The 21305-nt window shown below is 70.9% G+C and carries 20 protein-coding genes, 1 tRNA gene and 1 pseudogene; 9 read left to right on the top strand and 13 right to left on the bottom strand.

Annotated elements, in window-relative coordinates; translation table 11 throughout:
* The first annotated feature begins 134 nt into the window (after positions 1-134).
* Positions 135-1619, top strand: coding sequence for a glycoside hydrolase family 18 protein (locus tag CP977_RS12570; protein ID WP_152370107.1), 1485 nt, complete (start codon positions 135-137; stop codon positions 1617-1619).
* Between the two features lie 182 nt (positions 1620-1801).
* Here CP977_RS12570 and CP977_RS12565 read toward each other — a convergent pair.
* From CP977_RS12565 to CP977_RS35500, 4 genes are all read right to left on the bottom strand, one after another.
* Positions 1802-1874, bottom strand: a tRNA-His gene (locus CP977_RS12565).
* A 139-nt stretch (positions 1875-2013) separates the two neighbouring features.
* Positions 2014-2616, bottom strand: a complete 603-nt coding sequence (gene orn / locus CP977_RS12560; protein ID WP_062755416.1) for an oligoribonuclease — start codon at positions 2614-2616, stop codon at positions 2014-2016.
* Positions 2617-2831: 215 nt separating this feature from the next.
* Positions 2832-4001 (bottom strand): helix-turn-helix domain-containing protein, encoded by a 1170-nt coding sequence (locus CP977_RS12555; RefSeq protein ID WP_062755420.1) that lies wholly within the window; start codon positions 3999-4001, stop codon positions 2832-2834.
* 422 nt (positions 4002-4423) lie between these two features.
* Positions 4424-4792 carry a hypothetical protein gene (locus tag CP977_RS35500; protein ID WP_104860523.1) on the bottom strand — a complete coding sequence of 123 codons (369 nt, stop codon included), beginning with the start codon at positions 4790-4792 and terminating at the stop codon, positions 4424-4426.
* A gap of 365 nt (positions 4793-5157) precedes the next feature.
* Between CP977_RS35500 and CP977_RS12545 the strand changes: the two genes are divergently transcribed.
* Positions 5158-5679 (top strand): universal stress protein, encoded by a 522-nt coding sequence (locus CP977_RS12545; protein WP_030210300.1) that lies wholly within the window; start codon positions 5158-5160, stop codon positions 5677-5679.
* Positions 5680-5842: 163 nt separating this feature from the next.
* A complete protein-coding gene (locus CP977_RS12540; protein ID WP_062755422.1) occupies positions 5843-6412 on the top strand; it encodes a GPR1/FUN34/YaaH family transporter in 570 nt (189 codons plus the stop codon).
* A 123-nt stretch (positions 6413-6535) separates the two neighbouring features.
* On the opposite strand, the gene glmS is transcribed toward CP977_RS12540, so the two are convergent.
* Both glmS and CP977_RS12530 read right to left on the bottom strand, forming a co-directional pair.
* On the bottom strand, positions 6536-8353 hold the full coding sequence (gene glmS, locus CP977_RS12535) for a glutamine--fructose-6-phosphate transaminase (isomerizing) (RefSeq protein WP_062755425.1): 1818 nt from the start codon (positions 8351-8353) through the stop codon (positions 6536-6538).
* 70 nt (positions 8354-8423) lie between these two features.
* On the bottom strand, positions 8424-8699 hold the full coding sequence (locus CP977_RS12530) for a hypothetical protein (RefSeq protein ID WP_062755427.1): 276 nt from the start codon (positions 8697-8699) through the stop codon (positions 8424-8426).
* Positions 8700-8902: 203 nt separating this feature from the next.
* Here CP977_RS12530 and CP977_RS12525 point away from each other — a divergent pair, with 203 nt between their 5' ends.
* Together CP977_RS12525 and CP977_RS12520 are read left to right on the top strand one after the other, a co-directional pair.
* On the top strand, positions 8903-10534 hold the full coding sequence (locus CP977_RS12525) for a beta-N-acetylhexosaminidase (RefSeq protein WP_229991629.1): 1632 nt from the start codon (positions 8903-8905) through the stop codon (positions 10532-10534).
* Positions 10535-10666: 132 nt separating this feature from the next.
* The gene (locus CP977_RS12520; RefSeq protein WP_152370105.1) at positions 10667-11290 is read left to right on the top strand and encodes a LysE family translocator; all 624 of its coding nucleotides are present in this window, start codon (positions 10667-10669) and stop codon (positions 11288-11290) included.
* 41 nt (positions 11291-11331) lie between these two features.
* On the opposite strand, the gene CP977_RS12515 is transcribed toward CP977_RS12520, so the two are convergent.
* The 3 genes and pseudogenes from CP977_RS12515 to CP977_RS34810 all read right to left on the bottom strand — a co-directional run.
* Positions 11332-11541 carry a DUF397 domain-containing protein gene (locus CP977_RS12515; RefSeq protein ID WP_152370104.1) on the bottom strand — a complete coding sequence of 70 codons (210 nt, stop codon included), beginning with the start codon at positions 11539-11541 and terminating at the stop codon, positions 11332-11334.
* Entirely contained in the window at positions 11538-12008 is a 471-nt protein-coding gene (locus CP977_RS12510; protein ID WP_229991640.1) for a DUF5753 domain-containing protein, read from the bottom strand. The genes CP977_RS12515 and CP977_RS12510 overlap by 4 nt, the downstream gene beginning before the upstream one ends.
* 2 nt (positions 12009-12010) lie before the next feature.
* Positions 12011-12100, bottom strand: a pseudogene (locus tag CP977_RS34810) (helix-turn-helix transcriptional regulator); the annotation flags it as partial.
* A gap of 163 nt (positions 12101-12263) precedes the next feature.
* Here CP977_RS34810 and CP977_RS12505 point away from each other — a divergent pair.
* The 4 genes from CP977_RS12505 to CP977_RS12485 all read left to right on the top strand — a co-directional run bounded on the left by CP977_RS12505 (position 12264) and on the right by CP977_RS12485 (position 16014).
* Positions 12264-12707, top strand: coding sequence for a hypothetical protein (locus CP977_RS12505; RefSeq protein ID WP_152370103.1), 444 nt, complete (start codon positions 12264-12266; stop codon positions 12705-12707).
* A gap of 698 nt (positions 12708-13405) precedes the next feature.
* Positions 13406-13861: a hypothetical protein gene (locus CP977_RS34805; RefSeq protein ID WP_244412630.1), complete on the top strand. Its 456-nt coding sequence runs from the start codon at positions 13406-13408 to the stop codon at positions 13859-13861.
* A gap of 440 nt (positions 13862-14301) precedes the next feature.
* Entirely contained in the window at positions 14302-15645 is a 1344-nt protein-coding gene (locus CP977_RS12495) for a lysozyme family protein (RefSeq protein WP_208420711.1), read from the top strand.
* Between the two features lie 39 nt (positions 15646-15684).
* A complete protein-coding gene (locus tag CP977_RS12485) occupies positions 15685-16014 on the top strand; it encodes a hypothetical protein (protein ID WP_152370100.1) in 330 nt (109 codons plus the stop codon).
* A gap of 87 nt (positions 16015-16101) precedes the next feature.
* On the opposite strand, the gene CP977_RS12480 is transcribed toward CP977_RS12485, so the two are convergent.
* From CP977_RS12480 to CP977_RS12465, 4 genes are read right to left on the bottom strand one after another with little or no spacing between them, the layout of a single operon-like run.
* Positions 16102-17892, bottom strand: coding sequence for an IucA/IucC family protein (locus tag CP977_RS12480; protein ID WP_152370099.1), 1791 nt, complete (start codon positions 17890-17892; stop codon positions 16102-16104).
* Positions 17889-18419 (bottom strand): GNAT family N-acetyltransferase, encoded by a 531-nt coding sequence (locus CP977_RS12475; protein ID WP_062755435.1) that lies wholly within the window; start codon positions 18417-18419, stop codon positions 17889-17891. Before CP977_RS12475 ends, CP977_RS12480 begins: the two co-directional genes overlap by 4 nt.
* Entirely contained in the window at positions 18416-19729 is a 1314-nt protein-coding gene (locus CP977_RS12470) for a lysine N(6)-hydroxylase/L-ornithine N(5)-oxygenase family protein (protein WP_079131196.1), read from the bottom strand. The genes CP977_RS12475 and CP977_RS12470 overlap by 4 nt, the downstream gene beginning before the upstream one ends.
* Positions 19716-21155, bottom strand: a complete 1440-nt coding sequence (locus CP977_RS12465; protein WP_062755437.1) for a pyridoxal phosphate-dependent decarboxylase family protein — start codon at positions 21153-21155, stop codon at positions 19716-19718. Before CP977_RS12465 ends, CP977_RS12470 begins: the two co-directional genes overlap by 14 nt.
* Positions 21156-21305: the final 150 nt, after the last annotated feature.

The raw sequence follows: 21305 nt of genomic DNA, 5'->3' as shown, positions 1-21305 counted from the left end.
CTTTTCTGGCCCCGATGGGTCCCTTAAGCGGACCCTAAGGATCCCCGGCCCCGCCCCCGATCCGCCGCTTTGTCCGTTCCCCGCTCGCTAGCGTGCTGCCGCACCCCACTCCCGTACGCAGAGGCAGGCACGCCATGGGCACCCGTTCGCATCGGCGCAGGGCGAGTACGAGGACCAAGGTCGTCGGAGCGGTCGTCACGGCGGCCGTCGCCGGCGGCGCGGCCTTCGCGTTCACCGGCACCGCCCAGGCCGCCTCCGTCGGCGCCGCCTACACCCGGACCAGCTCCTGGACCGGCGGCTACACCGGCCAGTACGTCGTCACCAACGAGACCTCCGCCGCCCAGTCCGACTGGACCCTGGAGTTCGACCTGCCGGACGGCACCACCATCGGCTCCCTCTGGAACGGCGAGCACACCGTCTCCGGCCGGCACGTCACCGTGAAGCCCGCGAGCTGGAACCGGCAGCTGGCCCCCGGCCGGTCCGTCACCGTCGGCTTCGTCACCTCCGCCGCGGGCGAGGCGGGCGACCCCGCGAACTGCCTGATCAACAAGGCGTCCTGCGCGTCCGGCGGCCCCGCCCCCACCCCCAGCGGCCGCCCCACCGACCAGCCCACGGCCACCGCCACCCCCACGGCCCAGCCGACCCCGACCGCGTCCGCCACCACGGCCCCCGCGCCGACCCCCACGCGGACGCAGACCCCGACGCCCACCCCGACGGCCCCCGCGACCGGCGCGAGGTTCGCCCCGTACGTCGACACCTCGCTCCACCCGGCGTACGACCTGCTCGCGACCGCCGACGCCACCGGCGTGAAGGAGTTCAACCTCGCCTTCATCACCTCCGGCGGCGCCTGCGCCCCGCTGTGGGGCGGGGTCACCGACCTGGCGAACGACAAGGTCGCCGCCCAGATCGGCGCCCTGCGCGCCGAGGGCGGTGACGTCCGCGTCTCCTTCGGCGGCGCCGCAGGGCACGAGCTGGCCCTGAACTGCTCCTCCGCCTCGGCGCTCGCCGCCGCGTACGGCAAGGTGATCGACCAGTACGAGTTGACCAAGGTCGACTTCGACGTCGAGGGCGCGGCCCTGCCGGACACCGCCGCCAACACGCGCCGCTCGCAGGCGATCGCGCAGCTCCAGAAGTCCCACCCGGGCCTGGACGTCTCCTTCACCCTGCCGGTCATGCCCGAGGGCCTGACCCAGCCGGGCGTGGACCTGCTCGCCGACGCCAAGCGCAACGGGGTCCGCGTCGACGCCGTCAACATCATGGCGATGGACTACGGCCCGGCGTACAGCGCCGACATGGGGACGTACGCGATCCAGGCCGCGACCGCGACCCAGGCCCAGATCAAGGGCGTCCTCGGGCTCTCCGACGCGGCGGCCTGGAAGGCGGTCGCCGTCACCCCGATGATCGGTGTGAACGACGTCACCACCGAGATCTTCACGGTGGACGACGCCACTCAGCTGGTCGACTTCGCGAAGTCCAAGGGCATCGGCCGGCTCTCGATGTGGTCCTCGACCCGCGACAAGCAGTGCCCGGACGGCGCCGTGAACCGCGCCGACGCCACCTGCTCCTCGATCCTCCAGCAGCCGCTCGCCTTCACGAAGGCCTTCGCCGCCTACCGCTAGGCCCTACCGCCAGGCCCGCCCCGGGCCTCCCGCAAGCCACTGTGCCCCCCACCCCGCGCGCCCCGGTCGTCCCCCTACCCCCCGACCGGGGCGCGCCCCCCTTTTCCCCTTCGCCACCGGGGACACGACCACGGACACGACAGAGGCCCCGGTTCTTCCGAACCGGGGCCTCTGTCACACAGGGTGAGTAACGGGACTCGAACCCGCGACATCCTGGACCACAACCAGGTGCTCTACCAGCTGAGCTATACCCACCATGACCGGCGGTTTTCCCGAAGGTTTCCCCGACCGGCCGAGAAGAAGTCTACAGGGTCCTGGAGGGTGCTCGCGCCCGCGTTTCCCGGAGGGGCGTTCGAGGGCGCGAGCGGGCGGTCAGTCCCCCGTCACGCCGGGATCACTCCGAGGGGAGGACGTGGCGCGCCGCGATCCGCTTCGCGGTCTCCGAGTCGGGGCCGGGCTGCGGGACGAAGACCGCCTCGCGGTAGTAGCGCAGCTCGGCGATGGACTCGCGGATGTCGGCGAGCGCCCGGTGGTTGCCGTTCTTCTCCGGACTGTTGAAGTACGCCCTCGGGTACCAGCGGCGGGCCAGTTCCTTGACCGAGGAGACATCGACGATCCGGTAGTGCAGGTGGCCCTCCAGGGCGGGCATGTCGCGTGCGAGGAAGCCGCGGTCGGTGGAGACCGAGTTCCCGCACAGCGGCGCCTTGCCGGGCTCCTTGACGTGCTCGCGGATGTAGGCGAGGACCTGGGCCTCGGCGTCGGCGAGCGTGGTGCCGCCCGGCAGCGCGTCGAGCAGCCCCGAGGCCGTGTGCATCTGGCGCACGATCTCCGGCATGGTCTCCAGGGCCGCGTCCGGCGGGCGGATCACGATGTCCACGCCGTCGCCGAGCACGTTCAGTTCCGAGTCGGTGACCAGCGCGGCCACCTCGATGAGTGCGTCGTCCGTCAGCGAGAGCCCGGTCATCTCGCAGTCGATCCACACCATGCGATCGTTCATGCGTCCACCTTAGGGCCTGTCCGGCGGATCATGGCCGGGGCCGCGGCGCCCGGCACGGCACCTCGCCGCGTTGCCGAAACGCCTCGATGGCTCCGCTGTCAGACCGCTCCGGCGCATCGGATCCGGCCCGGAAGCCCGACGGGCGCCCGGGGGAGGTGTCCCCGGGCGCCCGTCGTTCCTGCGGTGCGCGGCTTGTGGCCGCGCGGGTCTCTCGGTTACGGCGCGCTGCGCTGGCCCGGCAGGGAGGGCCGTCCGGACGCGTACGCGTCGGACTGCGGCTTCCCCGGCTCCAGCGCCGGGCCCGGCCGCCGTACGCCGGCCGCGATCTGGGCGGGCACGACCGGGTCGAGCACCGTCGTACCGACCTCGCCCTGCGGGCGCCGGGCGCGGTACGCCGCCCGGTAGGCCGCCGGTGAGGAGCCGAGCTGGCGCCGGAAGTGGCCGCGCAGCGCCACCGGGGAGCGGAAGCCGCACCGGCCCGCCACCTCGTCGACCGAGTAGTCGGAGGTTTCGAGCAGTCGCTGCGCCTGGAGCACCCGCTGGGTGATCAGCCACTGGAGCGGCGCCGAGCCCGTGAGGGAGCGGAACCGGCGGTCGAACGTCCGCCGTGACATGTACGCGCGCGCCGCGAGGGTCTCCACGTCGAACTGCTCGTGGAGGTGTTCGAGCGCCCAGGCGACGACCTCGGCCAGCGGGTCGGCGCCGATCTCCTCGGGTAAAGACCTGTCGAGGTAGCGCTCCTGACCGCCGCTGCGCCGCGGCGGGACGACCAGGCGGCGCGCCAGGGCGCCCGCGGCCTCCGTGCCGTGGTCGGTCCGCACGATGTGCAGACACAGATCGATTCCGGCCGCGGTGCCGGCGGAGGTCAGCACGTCCCCGTCGTCCACGAAGAGCTCCCGCGGGTCCACGTGGACCGACGGATAGCGCTTGGCGAGCGTCGGCGCGTACATCCAGTGCGTGGTCGCCGGGCGGCCGTCGAGCAGTCCGGCCGCGGCCAGGACGAACGCCCCGGTGCACAGCCCGACGATCCTGGCCCCCTCCTCGTGTGCGCGGCGCAGCGCGTCGAGCGCCTCCGGCGGCGGCGGCGAGGTGATCGACCGCCAGGCCGGGACGACGACGGTGCCCGCCCGGCCGATGGCCTCCAGGCCGTACGGCGCGGTGAGTTCGAGCCCGCCGGTGGTCCGCAGCGGTCCTTCCTCGCCGGCGCAGACGAGCAGCCGGTAACGTGGCACTCCGGCGTCCTGCCGGTCGATGCCGAACACGGAGAGCGGGATGGAGCTCTCGAAGATGGGGCCGCCGCTGAACAGCAGCACCGCGACGACTTCGCGACGGCGGCGCCCGGACAGTTTCCGTCCGGCCTCCGCTGCGGTGGAGTCCTGGCTCATGACGCTAAGCCCCCCTCGGTGTTCGCGTCTCCCTGGTCGTGTCGCTCCTGCACGTTTCCCCTCGGTTTTGCACGAGACCCCAGTCTTCGGTACCCATGATCGAATCTACTGCGTCCCGTGGCGCCGGCGTGACAAGTTCTCCATCCGGTGGATTGTCGACAAGGCAACTTGGCGTGAAGCGATCGATCGCGGGGAGGCGCGCGCGGAGGCCCCCGAGGGGCGCGCCGGGGTGGTGAACGCCCCGGTACGCGGGGGGTGTGACCCCCTGGGACGGGGGTTCCGGGGGTGTCGGCGCCGAGGTTGGCCAATCGTTACGCCAAGGACGCGCCGGTCGCCGTAAGTTGGCTGAAAACGTATGGGCTCGGGTGTGCGAGCCTGTCAACTCGAAGGGGGTCCGGAGCGTCCGGGAAGCCCCTTCCCGGTTAGCGCCGGTGCCCTCCGTGCGGGGTCTCCGCGCGGAGACCCCGCTCCGAGCGCCGCAGCAGCAGCCGGCAGGCCGCCGTCACCGAGACGAGGCCGAGCGCGGCCCCGGCCGCCCCGGCGAGCGAGGTGCCGTAGACGACGAGCACCACCGGGACCAGGGCGCAGCAGAAGACCGCCCAGCGGACGACGTCGCCGGCGGCCTGCTCCCCCGCGCCCCTCCTCCCTCCCGCCCCCGCGCCCGCCCCGGTGTCCGCGGGAGGGGCGTCCGTACGGCGGTGGGCGCGGGGCGCGGGGCGCGTCGGGGGCGCGGCGAGCGTCGGGGTGGGGGTGACGGAGGAACGGGCGGCGGCGGTCGGCGGTACGGGCACGGGCGCTCTCCCTGCGGCGGTGGGGTGGACCTGTGGCAACGAGGAACGGAACGTTCCGGTCACTCTCGGCGACGTCCGTTCGGCCCCGTACGGGTGTCCGGCGCGGCCCCCGGGTGGACGCCTGTAGGACACAACCGGCATTGCCAGATCCCGAACCGCTCGTGCATGCTCCCTGGAACGCCGCGCGCGAGCGGTGTGCCCGCCGGGCTCGACGCGGTGGGCCCTGGGCAGGAGAGGAGTGCCGCCGTACCCTTGGGGGTATGGGCTTGGGAAGATGATTCCCGGACACAGCTCCGCCGCCTCCCGTCGTTCTTCTCCTCCTTCTCCCGTCCCTTCCCACGAGGACCCTCTTCGCCGAGACACCGATGGCCGGTCACGAATTCCCCGAACCCGCGGACCGCAAGCGCGTCGCCGACTCCACGGTCGACCCCCTCGCGGTCGAACAGCCCCGTCATGCCTGCGACCCGGCCTTCCGGCACGGGGTGGTCGTCGGCTTCGACGGCTCCACGTCCAGTGAGCGCGCCCTCGCGTACGCCATCGGCATGGCCCGCCGCTCCGGCTCCGGCCTGATCATCGTGCACGTGGCCAACCGGCTGCCCACCACGGTGTGGGCCGGCTGCGAGCCCCCCGTCTTCGTGGACGTGCCCGACCACCGCACCGAGGTCCTCGGCCTGGAGCTGGCCTGCGCCGAGCACCTCGCCGAGGTGCCGTGGATCCTGGTCGAGCGCGGCGGCGACATCTGCCACGAGCTGGAGGAGGTCGGCCGGGAGTACTCGGCCGACGCGATCGTGGTCGGCTCCACGCACGGGATCGTCGGGCGGATCTTCGGCTCGGTGGCCGGCCGCCTCGCGCGCCGCGCCCAGCGGCCCGTGGTCGTCATCCCGTAGCCGCTGTCCCGTTCCCGTACTTCTCCCGTCACTCCCTCAACTGCCGTCATCCGGCCATAATTTCGGCCTTCCTCAGGTGAATTGTGTGCTTGTGAAGGGTAGATAAAGGCCACGGAACACAGCAGCTCACGCAGCACGACTGCGCATCTGAAGGGAGCCCGCCGTGGACAACGACGTCGCCGCGGGAAACACCAGCTCCACGCTCGGCCACCTCGCACTCGGACTGACCCTCCTGGCCTTCGGCCTGGGCGGCACCGGTGTCATCGACAACGTCGCGGCGACGGACGCCGCGGGCCTCGCCACCTGGGTCGGCGGGGTGACGCTCTTCCTCGTCGGCCTGCTCGCGCTGCGCGCGGGCGGCACCCGGGAGGGCACGGCGTACACGGCGCTCGGCGCCTTCTGGTTCACCTGGGGGACTGCCGTCGGCGGCGGCGCCTCGGCCGACGCCGTGGGCGTCTTCCTGCTCCTGTGGGCGCTCCTCGCGCTCACGCTGACCCTGGCGGCCTCGGGCGGCGGCCTCTTCGGGCAGGGCGTGTACGGGCTGCTGTTCGTCGCGCTGCTGCTGCTCGGCACAGGCGCCCTGGCCGACAACGGCGGCCTCGGGAAGGCGGGCGGCTGGATCGCCGCCGTCGCCGGACTGCTCGCCTGGTACGGGGCCACGGCCGCCGTCGCGGGCTGGCCGACGGCGCTGCGGCGCCGGGCCTCGGGCGAGAGCGCCCCGGCCACGAGCTAGGCCGGAAAGTGCGTCGGTCCCCGTGCACGGGAGGTGTGTGCACGGGGACCGACGCGTGTCAGGTCGGGCGCCGGGGGACAGGCCCGGCGGCGACGGGTCCGGGGGACAGGCCCGGGCCCGCCGCTACTCGACCGTGACGGACTTGGCCAGGTTGCGCGGCTTGTCGATGTCGCGGCCCATGGCGAGGGCGGTGTGGTACGCGAAGAGCTGGAGCGGGATGCCCATGAGGATCGGGTCCAGCTCGTCCTCGTTCTTCGGGACCACGATGGTGTGGTCGGCCTTCTCCTGCGGCTGGTGCGCGACCGCGAGGATGCGGCCGCTGCGGGCCTTGATCTCCTCCAGGGCGGCGCGGTTCTTCTCAAGGAGGTCGTCGTCGGGGACGATCGCGACCGTCGGCAGGGCCGGCTCGATGAGGGCGAGCGGGCCGTGCTTCAGCTCGGAGGCGGGGTAGGCCTCGGCGTGGATGTAGGAGATCTCCTTGAGCTTGAGGGAGGCCTCCAGGGCGACCGGGTAGCCGCGCACGCGCCCGATGAACATCATCGACTGGGCGCCCGCGTACACCTCGGCGAGGCGCTTGATCTCGTCCTCGCCCTTGAGGATCTCCTCGATCTGGGCGGGCAGCTTGCGCAGGCCCTCGATGATCCGCTTGCCGTCGGTGACGGACAGGTCGCGGATGCGGCCGAGGTGCAGGGCGAGCAGTGCGAAGGCGGTCACCGTGTTGGTGAAGCACTTGGTGGAGACGACGCAGACCTCGGGGCCGGCGTGGACGTACACGCCGCCGTCGGCCTCGCGGGCGATGGCGGAGCCGACCACGTTGACGACGCCGAGGACGCGGGCGCCCTTCCGCTTGAGCTCCTGGACGGCGGCGAGCACGTCGTAGGTCTCGCCGGACTGGGAGACGGCGATGTAGAGGGTGTCGGGGTCCACGACCGGGTTGCGGTAGCGGAACTCCGAGGCCGGCTCGGCGTCGGCGGGGATGCGGGCCAGGGACTCGATGAGCCCGGCGCCGATGAGACCGGCGTGGTACGAGGTGCCGCAGCCGAGGATCTTGATGCGGCGGATGGTGCGGGCCTCGCGCGGGTCCAGGTTCAGGCCGCCCAGGTGCACGGTGGAGAAGCGGTCGTCGATCCGGCCGCGCAGGACGCGGTCGACCGCGTCGGGCTGCTCGGAGATCTCCTTGTGCATGAAGGTGTCGTGGCCGCCCATGTCGTAGGAGGCGGCCTCCCACTCGACGGTCTCCGGGGTGGCGGTGGTGGTGGCGCCGGAGGTCGTGTAGGTGCGGAAGTCGTCGGCCTTGAGGGTGGCCATCTCGCCGTCGTCGAGGGTGACGACCTGGCGGGTGTGGGCGATCAGGGCGGCGACGTCGGAGGCGACGAGCATCTCCTTCTCGCCGATGCCGAGGATGACCGGGGAGCCGTTGCGGGCGACGACGATGCGGTCGTTGAAGTCGGCGTGCATCACGGCGATGCCGTAGGTGCCCTCGATGACCTTCAGGGCCTCGCGGACCTTCTCCTCCAGGGTCTCGGCCTGGGAGCGGGCGACGAGGTGGGTGATGACCTCGGTGTCCGTCTCGGAGGCGAAGACGACGCCGTCGGCCTCCAGCTTGGCGCGCAGCTCGGCGGCGTTGTCCACGATGCCGTTGTGGACGACGGCGACCTTGTTCTCGGGGTCCAGGTGCGGGTGCGAGTTGACGTCGCTCGGCGCGCCGTGGGTGGCCCAGCGGGTGTGGGCGATGCCGGTGGTGCCGGTGAACCGCTTGGGGACGCGGGCCTCCAGGTCGCGGACGCGGCCCTTGGCCTTGACCATCTTCAGGCCGGAGGCCTTCGGGCTGGTGACGACCATGCCGGCGGAGTCGTATCCGCGGTACTCCAGGCGCTGCAGGCCCTCGAGCAGCAGCGGTGCCACGTCGCGCTTACCGATGTAACCGACAATTCCGCACATAAAGGTGAAACCCCTCCAGGTCAGTGGATGTACTCGGCCGTCCGGGCCGTCCTTCGGGAGCCGGGGAGGCTCAGCCGTACACGATCCGGCGCAGCTGCCGGAGCGAGAGCTCCTGCGGTGCGACGGCCCGGTGTGGCAGCTCCGCCGCGATCCGTTCGAAGATCTCGGCGTTCACGGCCCCGCCGGCCTGCAGCTCGCGGTGGCGGCGGCGGACGAACTCCTCGGTCGTCTCGTCGAAGTACGCCAGCACGTCGAGCACCACCCGGGCGGCCTCACCGCGCTGGAGCGCGGTGCTGCGGACCAGGTGGTCGATGAGGTCGTCGTGCGACGGGCGGCGTTCGAGCACCCGTGAATATTGAGGGCTTCCCCCCTCCTCGCGCAAGAATCCTGCCCGAAATCGGGCAGGGATCACCGATTCCCCCTCCGATTCGGACGATTGGCCTAGACCTTGGCCGCCGGTGGGCGCGCCGGTGAGCGCGGCGGTACGCAATGGCATGGTTCGGATATAGACATGGCAGACGCGTCGACCACCCGAAGGGGAGCCCGCCCGTGAGACAGCGCCGAAGGATTCCGCGCCTGATCGGATCCCTGCTCCTGGTCGCGGCCGCCGGTGTCGGCTGCGGCGAGGCCGCCGCCGAGGCCGACGACAAGGCGCCCGCCCCCCGGGCCGCCGAGCCCGAGGTCCGCCCGCTCGGCCGCATCGTCCCCGTACCCGCCTCCGTCGCCCCCGGGGGCGAGCCCTACACCCTCACCTCCGCCACCCGCATCGGGGTGAGCGCCGGCTCCCGCGAGGCCGGGGAGGTCGGCGCCTACCTCGCCGAGCTGCTCCGGCCCGCCACCGGCTTCCCGCTGCCCGTCGTGGACGAGCAGGCGGCCCGCGGCGGCATCCGGCTCCGCCTCGGCCCCGGCGACACCGCCCTCGGGGACGAGGGCTACCGGCTCCGCTCCGGACCGGACGGCATCACCCTGACGGCCCACCGCCCCGCCGGACTCTTCCGCGGCGTCCAGACCCTGCGCCAGCAGCTCCCCTCCGCCGTCGAGCGCAGGAGCGTCCAGAACGGCCCCTGGAAGGTCGCGGGCGGCACCATCACCGACACCCCGCGCTACGCCCACCGGGGCGCCATGCTCGACGTCGCCCGCCACTTCTTCACCGTGGACGAGGTGAAGCGGTACATCGACCAGCTCGCCCTCTACAAGGTGAACACCCTCCACCTGCACCTCTCCGACGACCAGGGCTGGCGCATCGCCGTCGACTCCTGGCCCCGGCTCACCACGTACGGCGGCTCCACCGAGGTCGGCGGCGGGCCCGGCGGCTTCTACACCAAGGAGGAGTACAAGGAGATCGTCCGGTACGCCGCCTCCCGTCACCAGGAGGTGATCCCGGAGATCGACGTGCCGGGCCACACCAACGCGGCCCTCGCCTCCTACCCCGAGCTCAACTGCGACGGCGTCGCCCCGCCCCTCTACACCGGCACCAAGGTCGGCTTCAGCTCCCTGTGCGTGCCCAAGCCGGTCACGTACGACTTCGTGGACGACGTGATCCGCGAGATCGCCGCCCTCACCCCCGGCCGCTACCTCCACATCGGCGGCGACGAGGCCCACTCCACCAGCCACGCCGACTACGTGGCCTTCATGGACAAGGTCCAGCCGGTCGTCGCCAAGTACGGCAAGAAGGTCATCGGCTGGCACCAGCTCACCGGCACCGCCCCCGCGCCCGGCGCCCTCGTCCAGTACTGGGGCCTCGACCGCACCCCCGCCGAGGAGAAGGAGCGGGTCGCCGCCGCCGCGCGCAGCGGCACCGGCCTGATCCTCTCGCCCGCCGACCGCACCTACCTCGACATGAAGTACACGAAGGAGACGAAGCTCGGCCTCGCCTGGGCCGGATACGTCGAGGTCCGCAGGTCGTACGACTGGGACCCGGCGGCCTACCTCCCCGGCGCCCCCGCGAGCGCCGTCCGGGGCGTCGAGGCCCCCCTCTGGACCGAGACCCTCGCCACCACCGACGACCTCGACGTCATGGCCTTCCCGCGCCTTCCGGGCGTCGCCGAACTTGGCTGGTCCCCGGCCGCGACCCACGACTGGGACACGTACAAGGTCCGCCTCGCCGAACAGGCCCCGCGCTTCGAGGCCCTGGGCATCGACTGGTACCGCTCGCCGGAGGTGCCCTGGCCGGCGCCGTAACGATCCGTTGAAGGGGAACGCCCGGCCGGGACCCGCCCGGCCGGGCGTTCCTTCGTGTGCGCGGAGGCCGAATCGACCGGACGGGAACGGGGAGACGGACGGCGATCACGACGAGGCCGGAGGCGCTGGACCATGGTGGACTTATCGGTACTGCCGGGCTACATCGCGGTGATCCTGCTCTTTCTCGGCCCACCCGGGCCCGACATGGCCTACATGCTCGCGGTGGGCCTGGAGGGCGGCCGCCGGGCCGCGCTGAAGGCGATCCTCGGCATCGGGACGGGCATGAGCTTCTACGCCACCGCCGTCGTCGCCGGGCTGGGGGAGATCGCCCGCTCGCACCCGTCGGTGCTCGACGCGGTGAGGATCGTGGGCGCGGCGTACCTGCTGTGGCTGGCGTGCGCGACCCTGAGGAGCGCGCGCCGCGCGCTCGGCGGACACGGCGACGTCGGGGCGGGCCGGTGGTACCTGCGCGGCCTGCTGATCAGCCTGACGAACCCGAAGATCATCCTCTTCTACCTCGCGGTCCTTCCGCAGTTCCTGGGCGACGCGGAGGCCCCCGGGGCGCAGATGGCCCTCCTCGGCGCGATCAACGTCCTGATGGAGGTGGTCCTCTACGGGGGCATCGGGATGCTGTCGGGCTTCTTCCGCACACGCCTCACCGGCTCGTCGAAGGCGACGGTCGCGCTCAATTACGGCGCGTGCGTGGTCTACGTCGTGCTGGCGGCGACGATCTCCGTCGAGGTCCTCCTGGCGTGAGGGTCGCCCTCTTCGGCTTCGCCGCCGCACGGACGGGCCCCTCAGCGGGCGCCGAACCCGCCGTCCCGGACGCAGGCCACGAAGGTGGCGAAGGCGGGGGCGGGGAGGTCGAGAACGGGCCCGGCGGGCTGCTTGGAGTCCCGGACGGGGACAGTGCCGCGGGTGGGGACGAGGTTGGTGGCGACCTCGACGCAGTTGCCGCCGTTGTTGCTGTAGGAGGACGTGAACCAGCGGGGGGTGTCGGTCGTCACGAGGTGCCCTTTCGCGCTTCTTGGATCGCGGCCACGGATTCCGCCTGGGAGAGCGACGCGGCCTGAAGCTGATGGTGGGCCGTCAACATGGGCACTACGGACGTCATTTGCCGGTCGAAGTGCCCCTGGGCCTGCGACTCGGTGTAGCCCACCATGGATCGGTCGGCGAGAGTGAGCAGGTTGACCGGCAGGTCGAACGTGCGGCGCTCTCCTATGGCGTACGGGGCGATCTGGAGCAGGGCGTTGGGGCTGTCCGCGAACTCGGCGAGCCGTTCCAGTTGCGCATCCATCACCTTGGGGCCGCCAACGGGGCGACGGATGCAGCTCTCGTCCATCACCACGAAGATCATGGGCGGCTGGGTCCGCTCCAGTGCCGCATGTCGCGCCACTCGCGCTCGAACGACTCTTTGGTTCCGGTGAGGCCGAAGACCTGATCGGCTCTGCGCGAGAACGGCAGGGTTGGCGATTTGCGACCAGTTTCGAGTGCGGAGATGTGCTGACTGGAGCAGCCCATGGGTTCGGCTAGGTCCTCCTGGGTCCAGCTTCGCTCCTCCCGCATCCTGCGCAGATGCGCTCCGTAAGCCGCCTGAGGGCTGGATTACGGCCTTAACTCCTTGCGGTCGACCATGACTTGCCCTTCGTATCGGACTAGTTGAAGAGAAGCCGACTCTGGTTCACGCCAGACACTCCTGGTAGTGGATTCGCTACAGAGAGGAGTGGTCGTGCCCGTGTGCAACAACCCCTCGTCCCTCCCCGTCGCCGGCGTCTTCGTCGCCGACGCCGGTGGGGAGACGGTCCGGCTCGGTCAGGTCCCCCGTACGCAGAGCGGGAGCGTGTACGTACGGCCTCCGGGTGGCGGGGCCGAGTGGGCCGCCTTGCCCGGGGACCTGCGGGCGCCGACCGGGGAGGAGTGGGCGCGCATCCGGGTCCTCACCACCCCCGTGCTCGTCCTCTCCGCCGACCGCGGGCTCCGGCCCCGGCCCGAGCCGGTCCCCGACTGCACCCCGTGCGCGTATCTGGTCCAGTGGTTCGACCACTGCACGCGCCGGGGGCCGCAGCGTGACGAGTCCGCCGCCGTGGACTGCGCGGTGGAGAACCGCAACCACCCGCACGACCCGCCGAAGATGACCCTGAAGAGGGGCGCCCCGCCGGAAGAGCGGTGCTGACCTGCGTAAACGGGTCCGGTTGAGGTTCTCCGCCCTCCCGGGTGAACCCCCACGAGACTCCGCTCCCTCGTTCCAGAGGCAGCGGTCACGTCCCGCCCCCGGTGATGTCCGGCAAGACCGTCCGGGGGCGGAACGCGCAACGACGGCAACGCGGAGAGCCGCATCACGCTCGCCGAACTGCACGGCGGCGGATACGCGCTCGGTGACAGCGAGCCCGAGGGGCCGGCCGGGAGCTGCGGATGAGCGCGGAGAAGATCACCGCCTTCGCCCGTGGCTGGATCGCCAGGGCCGACGCGAACACCTGACCTGGAGCCGGGGCCCGCACTTCGCGTGTGAGCCTTGGCCGCTTCTTCCTCCCACCCGCACACCTGTAACTGATCGTTTCGGAATCAGCTTCGTAGCCCACCGGCTGGTCGAGGGGCTGACCGGGCGCTCGGCGTGGGGCTGGCGGGAGTACCGCGGCCCGTACCGCATCCAACGTCTTGCCGGCCCCGCAGGAAGACGGTCGCTCGCCATTGCTCGGCCTGCGACGGACCGCGACCCGTCAGGTCGGCATTCAGTGTCAAATGTCTTATCGGGAAACACGGTTGGAGGGTGCGATATTGCCCATGCCGCCCCGAAACCGATGTGACATCCTGACCGGGTGTGCACTCGCGTACGCATTTGAGCACATGGTCAGACTCACGGGGGCGAGAGCGATGTCATTCGAAGAGGAGTGGGCCGGCCTCAAGGAGGCTGCGCTTGCCCGACGGCAAGCTGCTGCGCAGATGCAACTCAACCAGGCCCCGACAGGCGGCGACCGCCCAGGGAGCCTGACAGGCCCGGGGGACGGTTACTCAGTCAACGCAGCGTCACTTGATGGCAGTTCACACCTGCTCATGGAGATCGCCGGACTCCTCTACGAGGGCCGCATGGACGGCGAGAACGCAACCCAGGCCCGCATGCCCCGCGCGCACGCGGATGTTGCCGCGCAGGTGGACATGCTCGCTCGGTTCGCCAAGGATCAGTACGGCGACATGGTCGCGCTGCTCGCATCCCTGTCGACGAAGCTGAAGTCCGCCGGCAACAATTACACGACCGTGGACAGGGACGTACAGGGCCAGATGAATGCCATGCTGGACTGCGGCCGCTTCGTGCCGCCGGAGAACAGGTGATTTGCTGTGGCATACCGTGACGATGTCCAGTTCCTCGAGGACGCGAACCCGACGCTCATCGATCGCAATGCCGCCGAGTTCCGGCGCCTCCATACACTCATCGAGTCGACCGACGACGCCTTCCGCAAGGCCGGAAAGGTCGAGTGGGTGAGCGAGGCCCGCGACCTCTACGTCAGGAGGCTCGGTGAGAGCAAGAGTCTGGCAGATGCGCTCTCGGAAGCCTTTCGCAAGGCCGGCTCTGCGCTGGACAGGTACGCCGATGCGGTCACCACCGCCAAGGTGCACTACGAGAACGGACAACACACCGAGGGCAGACTCTCCGAGGTGATGGCCCGTGAGGCTCAGGCCGTCACTCCCACCGCGCGGGCAGCAGAGCCCTTGCGACAGTGGGAGGATCTGCGCGCGAACACGGGGCGCTGGACTGGCTCGCCGAAGCGAACGTGGACGTCGACGCGATCCGGGAAGACGCTGAGCGCTACTACAACCAGACCAAGGACCACTACGGTGACGCGCTCCGCGTCGAGTCCGCCGCGCGGGAGCTGTGCGTTGCCGACCTCAGGGCGGCGTACAAGTCGATACCCGACTACCAGGGGACTCTGCCCGATGCGGCCGAGTTCCTGAAGAACCTCGGACCCCTGCAGAAGGAGGCCCGCGAGGCGAGCGACAACCCGAATACACAGTTGCCGGGCTCCGGGCCCAAGGTCGACACGATCCCCATCATGGGCCGCGACGTGGTCGTCTCCGAAACGCTCTACCGCATCCAGACGCGCGTGGACGGCCTCCCCGAAGGACAGGGCAACAACTACTGGCTCCCGTCGAAGGACGACGAGGGGCGCCGCTCGTACATCTCCGCGAACAAGGAGCTCATCAAGGCCGCCGCCGAGGATTCAGGGCTTCCGCCGGAGATGGTCGCAGGGATCGCCTGGCAGGAGGTCCAGGGCGACCCCGGTCTGCTGGACGACTTGGCCTACGAGGGGCGCAAGATCATTCCGGGCAGTGAGGATCCCGACCGGACCTCCATGGGGCCCATGGCCATCCAGGTGCGGCGTGCCGCCGAGGTGCTCGGCTACGATCCGCACAATCTCACGGATCTCCTGCGGAGCACCGTGGTGAACGCGATCAAGGATCCGGGCACGAACATCTTCATCGCCTCCGAGTACCTCGCCCAGTTGAAGGCCGAGAGCAGCTTCGCCGACGTACCACCGGAACAGATGACTCGCGCGCAGATGCAGGAGTTGGCCGCCCGCTACAACGGGGCCCCTATTACGAGACCGACGCAGCCCAGGCATACGGTCGTGGCTTCGGCAACAGGCTGGATCAGGCCAGGGAGGCGATGCGGTGAACGACGTCACGAGCCCTGCTGCACCAGGGCGCCGCACGGCTACGGGGAGGCTCCCCGGCCGGATCGGCTCCGCCGTGTGCGCCGTGGTGCTCCTGGTGGCGCACTTCGGCACGGCGTATCTGCTTCTCCTTGCCTACGCGGCCGAGCCGGCGGGGCCCTGGGACACGGAGACGGTCTCTCACTCGGGCTTCGCTGCGGGCACGGCGCTGGGGGTGACTGTCGTCGCGGCACTGCTGACCGTGCTGTTCGTGAAGGCACAGTGGCTGCGACGGTGGTGGTTCGTCGTGCCGACGGTGACAACCCTGGCCGCCCTCCTGCGACTGACCGTTTTGGCCCCGGAACTCTAAGGTCCTCGTGGACTTCGCGCTGCGGGCGGAGATTTCCCCGACCTCCTTGCCGGCCGCATCCGACGCGGCCATCCGGTGGACCCGCGAGTACCTGATCGGGGCGCTTCTGCTCCTGGAGGCCGGGCACCTGGCCGATGATCAGACGCGGTGAAGTACCGGCCGACCACCCGCCGATCGAGATCAAGGACTGGCTGCGGCGGTCCGCCGCGCAGGTGGCGGCCACGTACACCGGCGTGGAGGAGGCCGTTTCCTGGATCGAGGGGGAGCTGACCCAGAACCCTCCCGTGGACCAGGAGCACTTCCCGGTCTGGGACCGGCTCCAGCGGGTCCGGGAGAGGCTGCGGCTGACGGCCGGGAACGACGTGGTCCTCGGCTACTGCTCGAAGGCGCAGCAGTACGTGTCGCGCGCGCTCATCGCCTGCCCGCGCGAGGACGGGGACTCCTGCCCCTACGGAGGGGCGTGACCGTCGGCAGGGAAGAAAAAGGCGCGGGCCCCGGCGGAGTGACCGTACTCCGTCGGGGCCCGCACCGGTCTCGGGACGGTTCTCGGGTCAGGCGAAGCGGGTGATCGGGTTCGCCAGGTCGCCGACGAGCTGGAGGGCCGCCGACGGGTCCGAGAGGTCGACCATCTGCTTGTTGTTGCGGAGCTGGAGGCGGTTGAGGGCCGACAGGGCGAAGGTCTCCGCGAACATGTCGTACCGCTCGAAGCGGGCCGCGAACTCCGGGTGCTCCTCCTGGTAGCCGCGTACGCACTCCGCGACCGTGCGCCAGAAGTCGTCCTCTCCGAGGACGCCCTCCGCCGCGAGGGTCGCCGCCATGAAGCGGAAGAAGCAGTCGAAGACGTCGGTGAAGACCGAGAGGAGCTTCATGTCCTCCGGGACCTCCGCGCGGACCCGCTCCACCGCCGGCGGCAGGACCGCGTCCGGGTCCATGACGACGATCTCCTCGGCGATGTCCTTGAAGATCGCCCGCACGACCCCGCCGCGCTCGTCCAGGACCAGGATCACGTTCTCGCCGTGCGGCATGAACGCCAGGTCGTACGCGTAGAAGCTGTGGAGGACCGGGAGGAGGTAGGCGTCCAGGTACCGGCGGAGCCAGACCGTCGGCTCCTCGCCCGACTCCGCGATCAGCGCGCCCGCGAAGGACGCGCCCGCGTGGTCCACGTGCAGCAGCGAGGCCATCGTCGCCAGGCGCTCGCCCTCCGCGAGGGACGGCACCGGCGACTCGCGCCAGAGCGCGGCCAGCATCTTGCGGTAGGGGGAGTAACGGTCGGTGGCGGCCTCGTACTCCAGGTGCCGGTAGCCGACGGCCGCCCGCTCCCGGATGATCGAGAAGCGCGCCGACTTGAAGACGGAGTCGTTCTCGATCAGGTCGTGCAGCCAGTCGTTGATCGCCGGGGTCGCCGCCATGTACGCGGCCGAAAGACCCCGCATGAAGCCCATGTTGAGGACCGACAGGGCCGTCTTCACGTAGTGCTTGGCCGGGTCCGAGGTGTTGAAGAACGTACGGATCGACTGCTGCGCCAGATACGTGTCGTCGCCCTCGCCCAGATACACCAGGCGCTCCTGCGCCACCTCGGCGGCGAAGGTGACGGACAGCTTGTTCCACCACTGCCAGGGGTGCGCCGGCATCAGGAGGTAGTCGGCGAGGTCCAGGCCGCGGGCGGCCAGGGTCGCCGCGAAGCCGTCCACCGCCGCGTCGCCCAGCTCGGCGCGGACGAAGGTCTCGTAGTCGATGCCCGCCCCGGCGGTGAAGGCGGCCCGGTCGCGGCGGGCGGCCAGCCAGATCAGGCGGATGTCGCTCGCGGCCTCGGGGGCGTACGCGCGGAACTCGTCGACGCCGAAGCCGAGCCGCCCGTTGTTGGCGACGAAGCAGGGGTGGCCCTCGGTCATCCCGGTCTCGATCGCCTGGAAGCCGGCGCGGGCCAGGTCGGCGGAGGAGACCTGCGGCTTGGTCGCCTTGTAGGCCGTGCCCGCCAGGGTGGAGGAGATCTCCTCCAGGTACACCGGCAGGATCTCGTCGCTCAGCCCCAGGGCGCCGCGCAGCTCGGTGATGAAGAGCAGTGCGTCCAGGGGGAGTTCGTCGTCACCCCGGTGGCGGGTGATCGACGCCGGGTCGACCTGCCAGTGGTCGAGGGCGTACCGGTCGGCGGCGAAACGGTACGCGGTCGCGCCGTCGTCTGACAGGACCTCGTACCGGCCGTCGCCCAGCGCGCGCGGGTCGAGCAGCCGCTCGTGGGCGAACTCGGCCAGGCCCTTGCGGATCAGCGCCCGGTTGGCGTCGGCCCAGCGCCCGGGGGTGAGGTGGGCGACGGGGTCGGTGGTCTGCGGAACGGTGCTCATGCGGCGGCTCCCACGGCGGCCTCGAACTGCGCCCGGGTGCAGAAGCTCAGCAGCGCCTTCTTCTCCGGCTTCTGGATCTCGCGCTCGGGCACGAAGCCCACGGCCGCGTTGAGCGCGTGCACGGCCTTGTTGGCGACGTCGGGCTCGACCACCACGCGGGCGGTCGCCGGGTCGGCGAACAGCTCCGCCATCACGGCGGTGATCACCTTGCGGGTGAAGCCGTGCACGGGGGTGTCGGTGGGCGCGACCAGGAAGTGCATGCCGACGTCGCCCGGCTGCGGCTCGTAGAGCCCGACCAGCTCCAGGTGGGCCGGGTCGTAGCGCTCCATGAGGATCGCGGGGACCCCGTCGACCAGGCCGATGAACGCCTCGTGGTGCGGGTTCGCGGCGAAGGCCGAGTACTCGCGCACCACGTCCTCCAGGCTCGCGTCCTGCATCATCCAGAAGGCGGCCTTGGGGTGGGTGACCCAGCCGTGGAGCAGCTCCGCGTCCTGGACGGGGTCGAGCGGGCGGAAGCGGACGGTCATACGGAGAACTCCTGGAAGGCGATGGTCTTCTCGACGGGGTAGTGCTCGCGGCCCAGCATCGCGGCGATGATGCGGGCGTTGCGGTACGCGCCCATGCCCAGGTCGGGCGAGGTGATCGAGTGGGTGTGGACGCCGGCGTTCTGGAGGTAGACGCCGCGGCCCGTCGTGTCGATCGCGTAGTCGCGCGCCACGTCGAAGCGGCCCTGACCGTCCCAGCGGAGGCGGTCGCGGACCGGCTCCAGGAAGGCGGGGACGCTGTACTTGTAGCCGGTGGCCAGGATCAGGCCGTCGGTCTCCAGGGCGAAGTCCTTCTCCTGCTCCTCCTGGCGGAAGCCGAGCGCGTACGTGCCGCTCTCCTCGTCGTACGCGGCGGTGTGCAGCGCCGAGTTGGTGAGGAGCCGGGTGGGCACGGGGCCGTTCAGGTTCTTCTGGTAGAGCAGGTCGAAGATGGCGTTGATCAGCTCGCCGTCGATGCCCTTGAAGAGGCCCTTCTGCTCGGTCTCCAGGCGGTAGCGGGTCCGCTCGGGCAGCGCGTGGAAGTAGTCCACGTACTCCGGGGACGTCATCTCCAGGGTGAGCTTGGTGTACTCCAGCGGGAAGAAGCGCGGGGAGCGGGTCACCCAGTTGAGCCGGTAGCCGTGGACGTCGATCTCGCTCAGGAGGTCGTAGTAGATCTCGGCGGCGCTCTGGCCGCTGCCGACCAGGGTGATGGTCTTCTTCTTCTGGAGCTCCGCCTTGTTCGGCAGGTAGCGCGAGTTGTGGATCAGGTCGCCGCCGAGGTCCCGGCAGGTCTCGGGGACGTGCGGCGGGGTGCCGGTGCCGAGCACGATCCGGCGGGCGCGGTACGTCGCGCCGCCCTCGGTGGCCACCTCGTACACCTCGGCGGCCTCGTCGAAGGTGACGGCGGTGACCGTGGTCGAGAAGCGGACCGAGGTGAGCCGGTCGGCGGCCCAGCGGCAGTAGTCGTTGTACTCGGTCCGCAGCGGGTAGAAGTTCTCCCGGATGTAGAACGAGTACAGGCGGCCCTTCTCCTTCAGGTAGTTGAGGAAGGAGTACGGCGAGGTCGGGTCCGCGAGGGTGACCAGGTCCGACATGAACGGGGTCTGGAGGTGGGCGCCCTCCAGGAACATCCCGGAGTGCCACTCGAAGCCGGGCTTGGACTCCAGGAAGAGGCCGTCCAGCTCCTCGATCGGCTCGGTCAGGCAGGCGAGTCCGAGGTTGAACGGACCGAGGCCGATGCCGATGAAGTCGTGGATCCGAGCCGCGTCGCGCGCGGTCGTCTCGTGTGCGGCCGTCTCAGGCGTGGACAAGGTTCTCTCCCAGGTACTGCTCGGCGTGGCCGGCTATCAGATCGAGGACGGCCGCGATGTCGGCGGCGGTGGTCTCGGGGTTGAGCAGGGTGAACTTGAGGTACTGGCGGCCGTCGACCCTGGTCCCGGCGACGACGGCCTCGCCGGAGGCGAACAGGGCCTTGCGGGCGTGCAGGTTGGCCCGGTCGACGGCCTCGGGGTCGGCGTCGCCGGCGGGGACGTAGCGGTAGACGAGCGTGGAGAGGCTCGGCTCGACCACGACCTCGTAGCGGGAGTCGGCGGCGAGCAGCGCGTGGCCCTGCCGGGCCAGGTCGCAGACCTCGTCGAAGAGGCCGCCGACGCCGTCGGCGCCCATCACCCGCAGGGTCATCCAGAGCTTGAGCGCGTCGAAGCGGCGGGTGGTCTGGAGGGACTTGTCGACCTGGTTCGGGATCTTCTCGGCGACCGTGCGGAGCGGGTTGAGGTAGTCCGCGTGGTACGTCGCGTGGCGCAGGGTGGCGCCGTCGCGGACCAGGAGCGCGGAGGAACTCACCGGCTGGAAGAAGGACTTGTGGAAGTCGACGGTGACCGAGTCGGCCCGCTCGACGCCGTCGAGCAGGTGACGGCGGGTGGGGGAGGCGAGCAGTCCGCAGCCGTAGGCGGCGTCGACGTGCATCCAGGTGCCGTACTCGTCGGCCAGCTCGGCGATCTCGGGCAGCGGGTCGATGGAGCCGAAGTCGGTGGTGCCGGCGGTGGCCACGATCGCCATCGGGACCAGGCCCTCGGCGCGGCAGGCGGCCAGCTCGGCGGCGAGGGCGGTGGCCCGCATCCGCTTCTCCGCGTCGACCGGGACGGAGACGACGGCCCCGGCGCCGAGGCCGAGGAGGCCGGCCGACTTCTGGACGCTGAAGTGGCTGCACTCGGAGGAGAAGATCCGGAGCTTCGACAGGTCGTCCGTCTTGGCCTCCTGGCGGGCGAGGAGCAGCGCCTGGAGGTTGGACTGCGAACCGCCGCTGGTGAACACGCCGTCGGCGGCGGGCCCGAAGCCGGCCCGGCCGGCGGTCCAGTCGATCAGCCTCCGCTCGATGAGGGTGCCGCCGGCGCTCTGGTCCCAGGTGTCCAGGGAGGAGTTGACCGCCGAGAGGACGGCCTCGCCGACGACGGCGGGGATGACGACCGGGCAGTTCAGGTGGCCCAGGTAGCGGGGGTGGTGGAAGTAGACGGCGTCGCGGAGGTAGACGTCCTCCAGCTCTTCGAGGGCGGCGGAGACGTCCCCGAGCGGCCGGTCGAGGTCGACGGCGTCGATGACGGGGGCCAGCTCGGCGGGGGTCGTGCCGGTGAACGGCCCGCGCACCGAGGCGAGTTTGTCCGCCACCCGCTCGACGCCTTCGGTGACGGAGCGACGATAGCTCTCCGCCGTGGTGCCGTTGAGCAGGTGGGAGCGCATGCGGGGACCCTTTCGGGAGGAAACGCCGGGGACGTGGGGGATCGCCGGGGGAACGCGATCGGCGGAATGTAGGTGAGCCTAACCTAATTTTTTTGCGGTGAGCACCCTCAAACCTCCCCGGGCGGGGCCGGTTTGAGTGAGATGGATTAC

Origin of the sequence: Streptomyces cinereoruber, from assembly GCF_009299385.1 — a bacterium.
Classification (GTDB): Bacteria; Actinomycetota; Actinomycetes; order Streptomycetales; family Streptomycetaceae; genus Streptomyces; species Streptomyces bikiniensis.
This window is presented reverse-complemented; position numbering and strand designations above follow the sequence as displayed.

Bases quoted from the DNA above. Each gene is read 5' to 3' on its own strand.
- CP977_RS12570 (WP_152370107.1), top strand. From the start codon at position 135: ATGGGCACCCGTTCGCATCGGCGCAGGGCGAGTACGAGGACCAAGGTC.
- orn (WP_062755416.1), bottom strand. From the start codon at position 2,616: ATGAACGATCGCATGGTGTGGATCGACTGCGAGATGACCGGGCTCTCG.
- CP977_RS12555 (WP_062755420.1), bottom strand. From the start codon at position 4,001: ATGAGCCAGGACTCCACCGCAGCGGAGGCCGGACGGAAACTGTCCGGG.
- CP977_RS12545 (WP_030210300.1), top strand. From the start codon at position 5,158: ATGGCCGGTCACGAATTCCCCGAACCCGCGGACCGCAAGCGCGTCGCC.
- glmS (WP_062755425.1), bottom strand. From the start codon at position 8,353: ATGTGCGGAATTGTCGGTTACATCGGTAAGCGCGACGTGGCACCGCTG.
- CP977_RS12520 (WP_152370105.1), top strand. From the start codon at position 10,667: ATGGTGGACTTATCGGTACTGCCGGGCTACATCGCGGTGATCCTGCTC.
- CP977_RS34805 (WP_244412630.1), top strand. From the start codon at position 13,406: ATGTCATTCGAAGAGGAGTGGGCCGGCCTCAAGGAGGCTGCGCTTGCC.
- CP977_RS12485 (WP_152370100.1), top strand. From the start codon at position 15,685: ATGATCAGACGCGGTGAAGTACCGGCCGACCACCCGCCGATCGAGATC.
- CP977_RS12480 (WP_152370099.1), bottom strand. From the start codon at position 17,892: ATGAGCACCGTTCCGCAGACCACCGACCCCGTCGCCCACCTCACCCCC.
- CP977_RS12475 (WP_062755435.1), bottom strand. From the start codon at position 18,419: ATGACCGTCCGCTTCCGCCCGCTCGACCCCGTCCAGGACGCGGAGCTG.
- CP977_RS12465 (WP_062755437.1), bottom strand. From the start codon at position 21,155: ATGCGCTCCCACCTGCTCAACGGCACCACGGCGGAGAGCTATCGTCGC.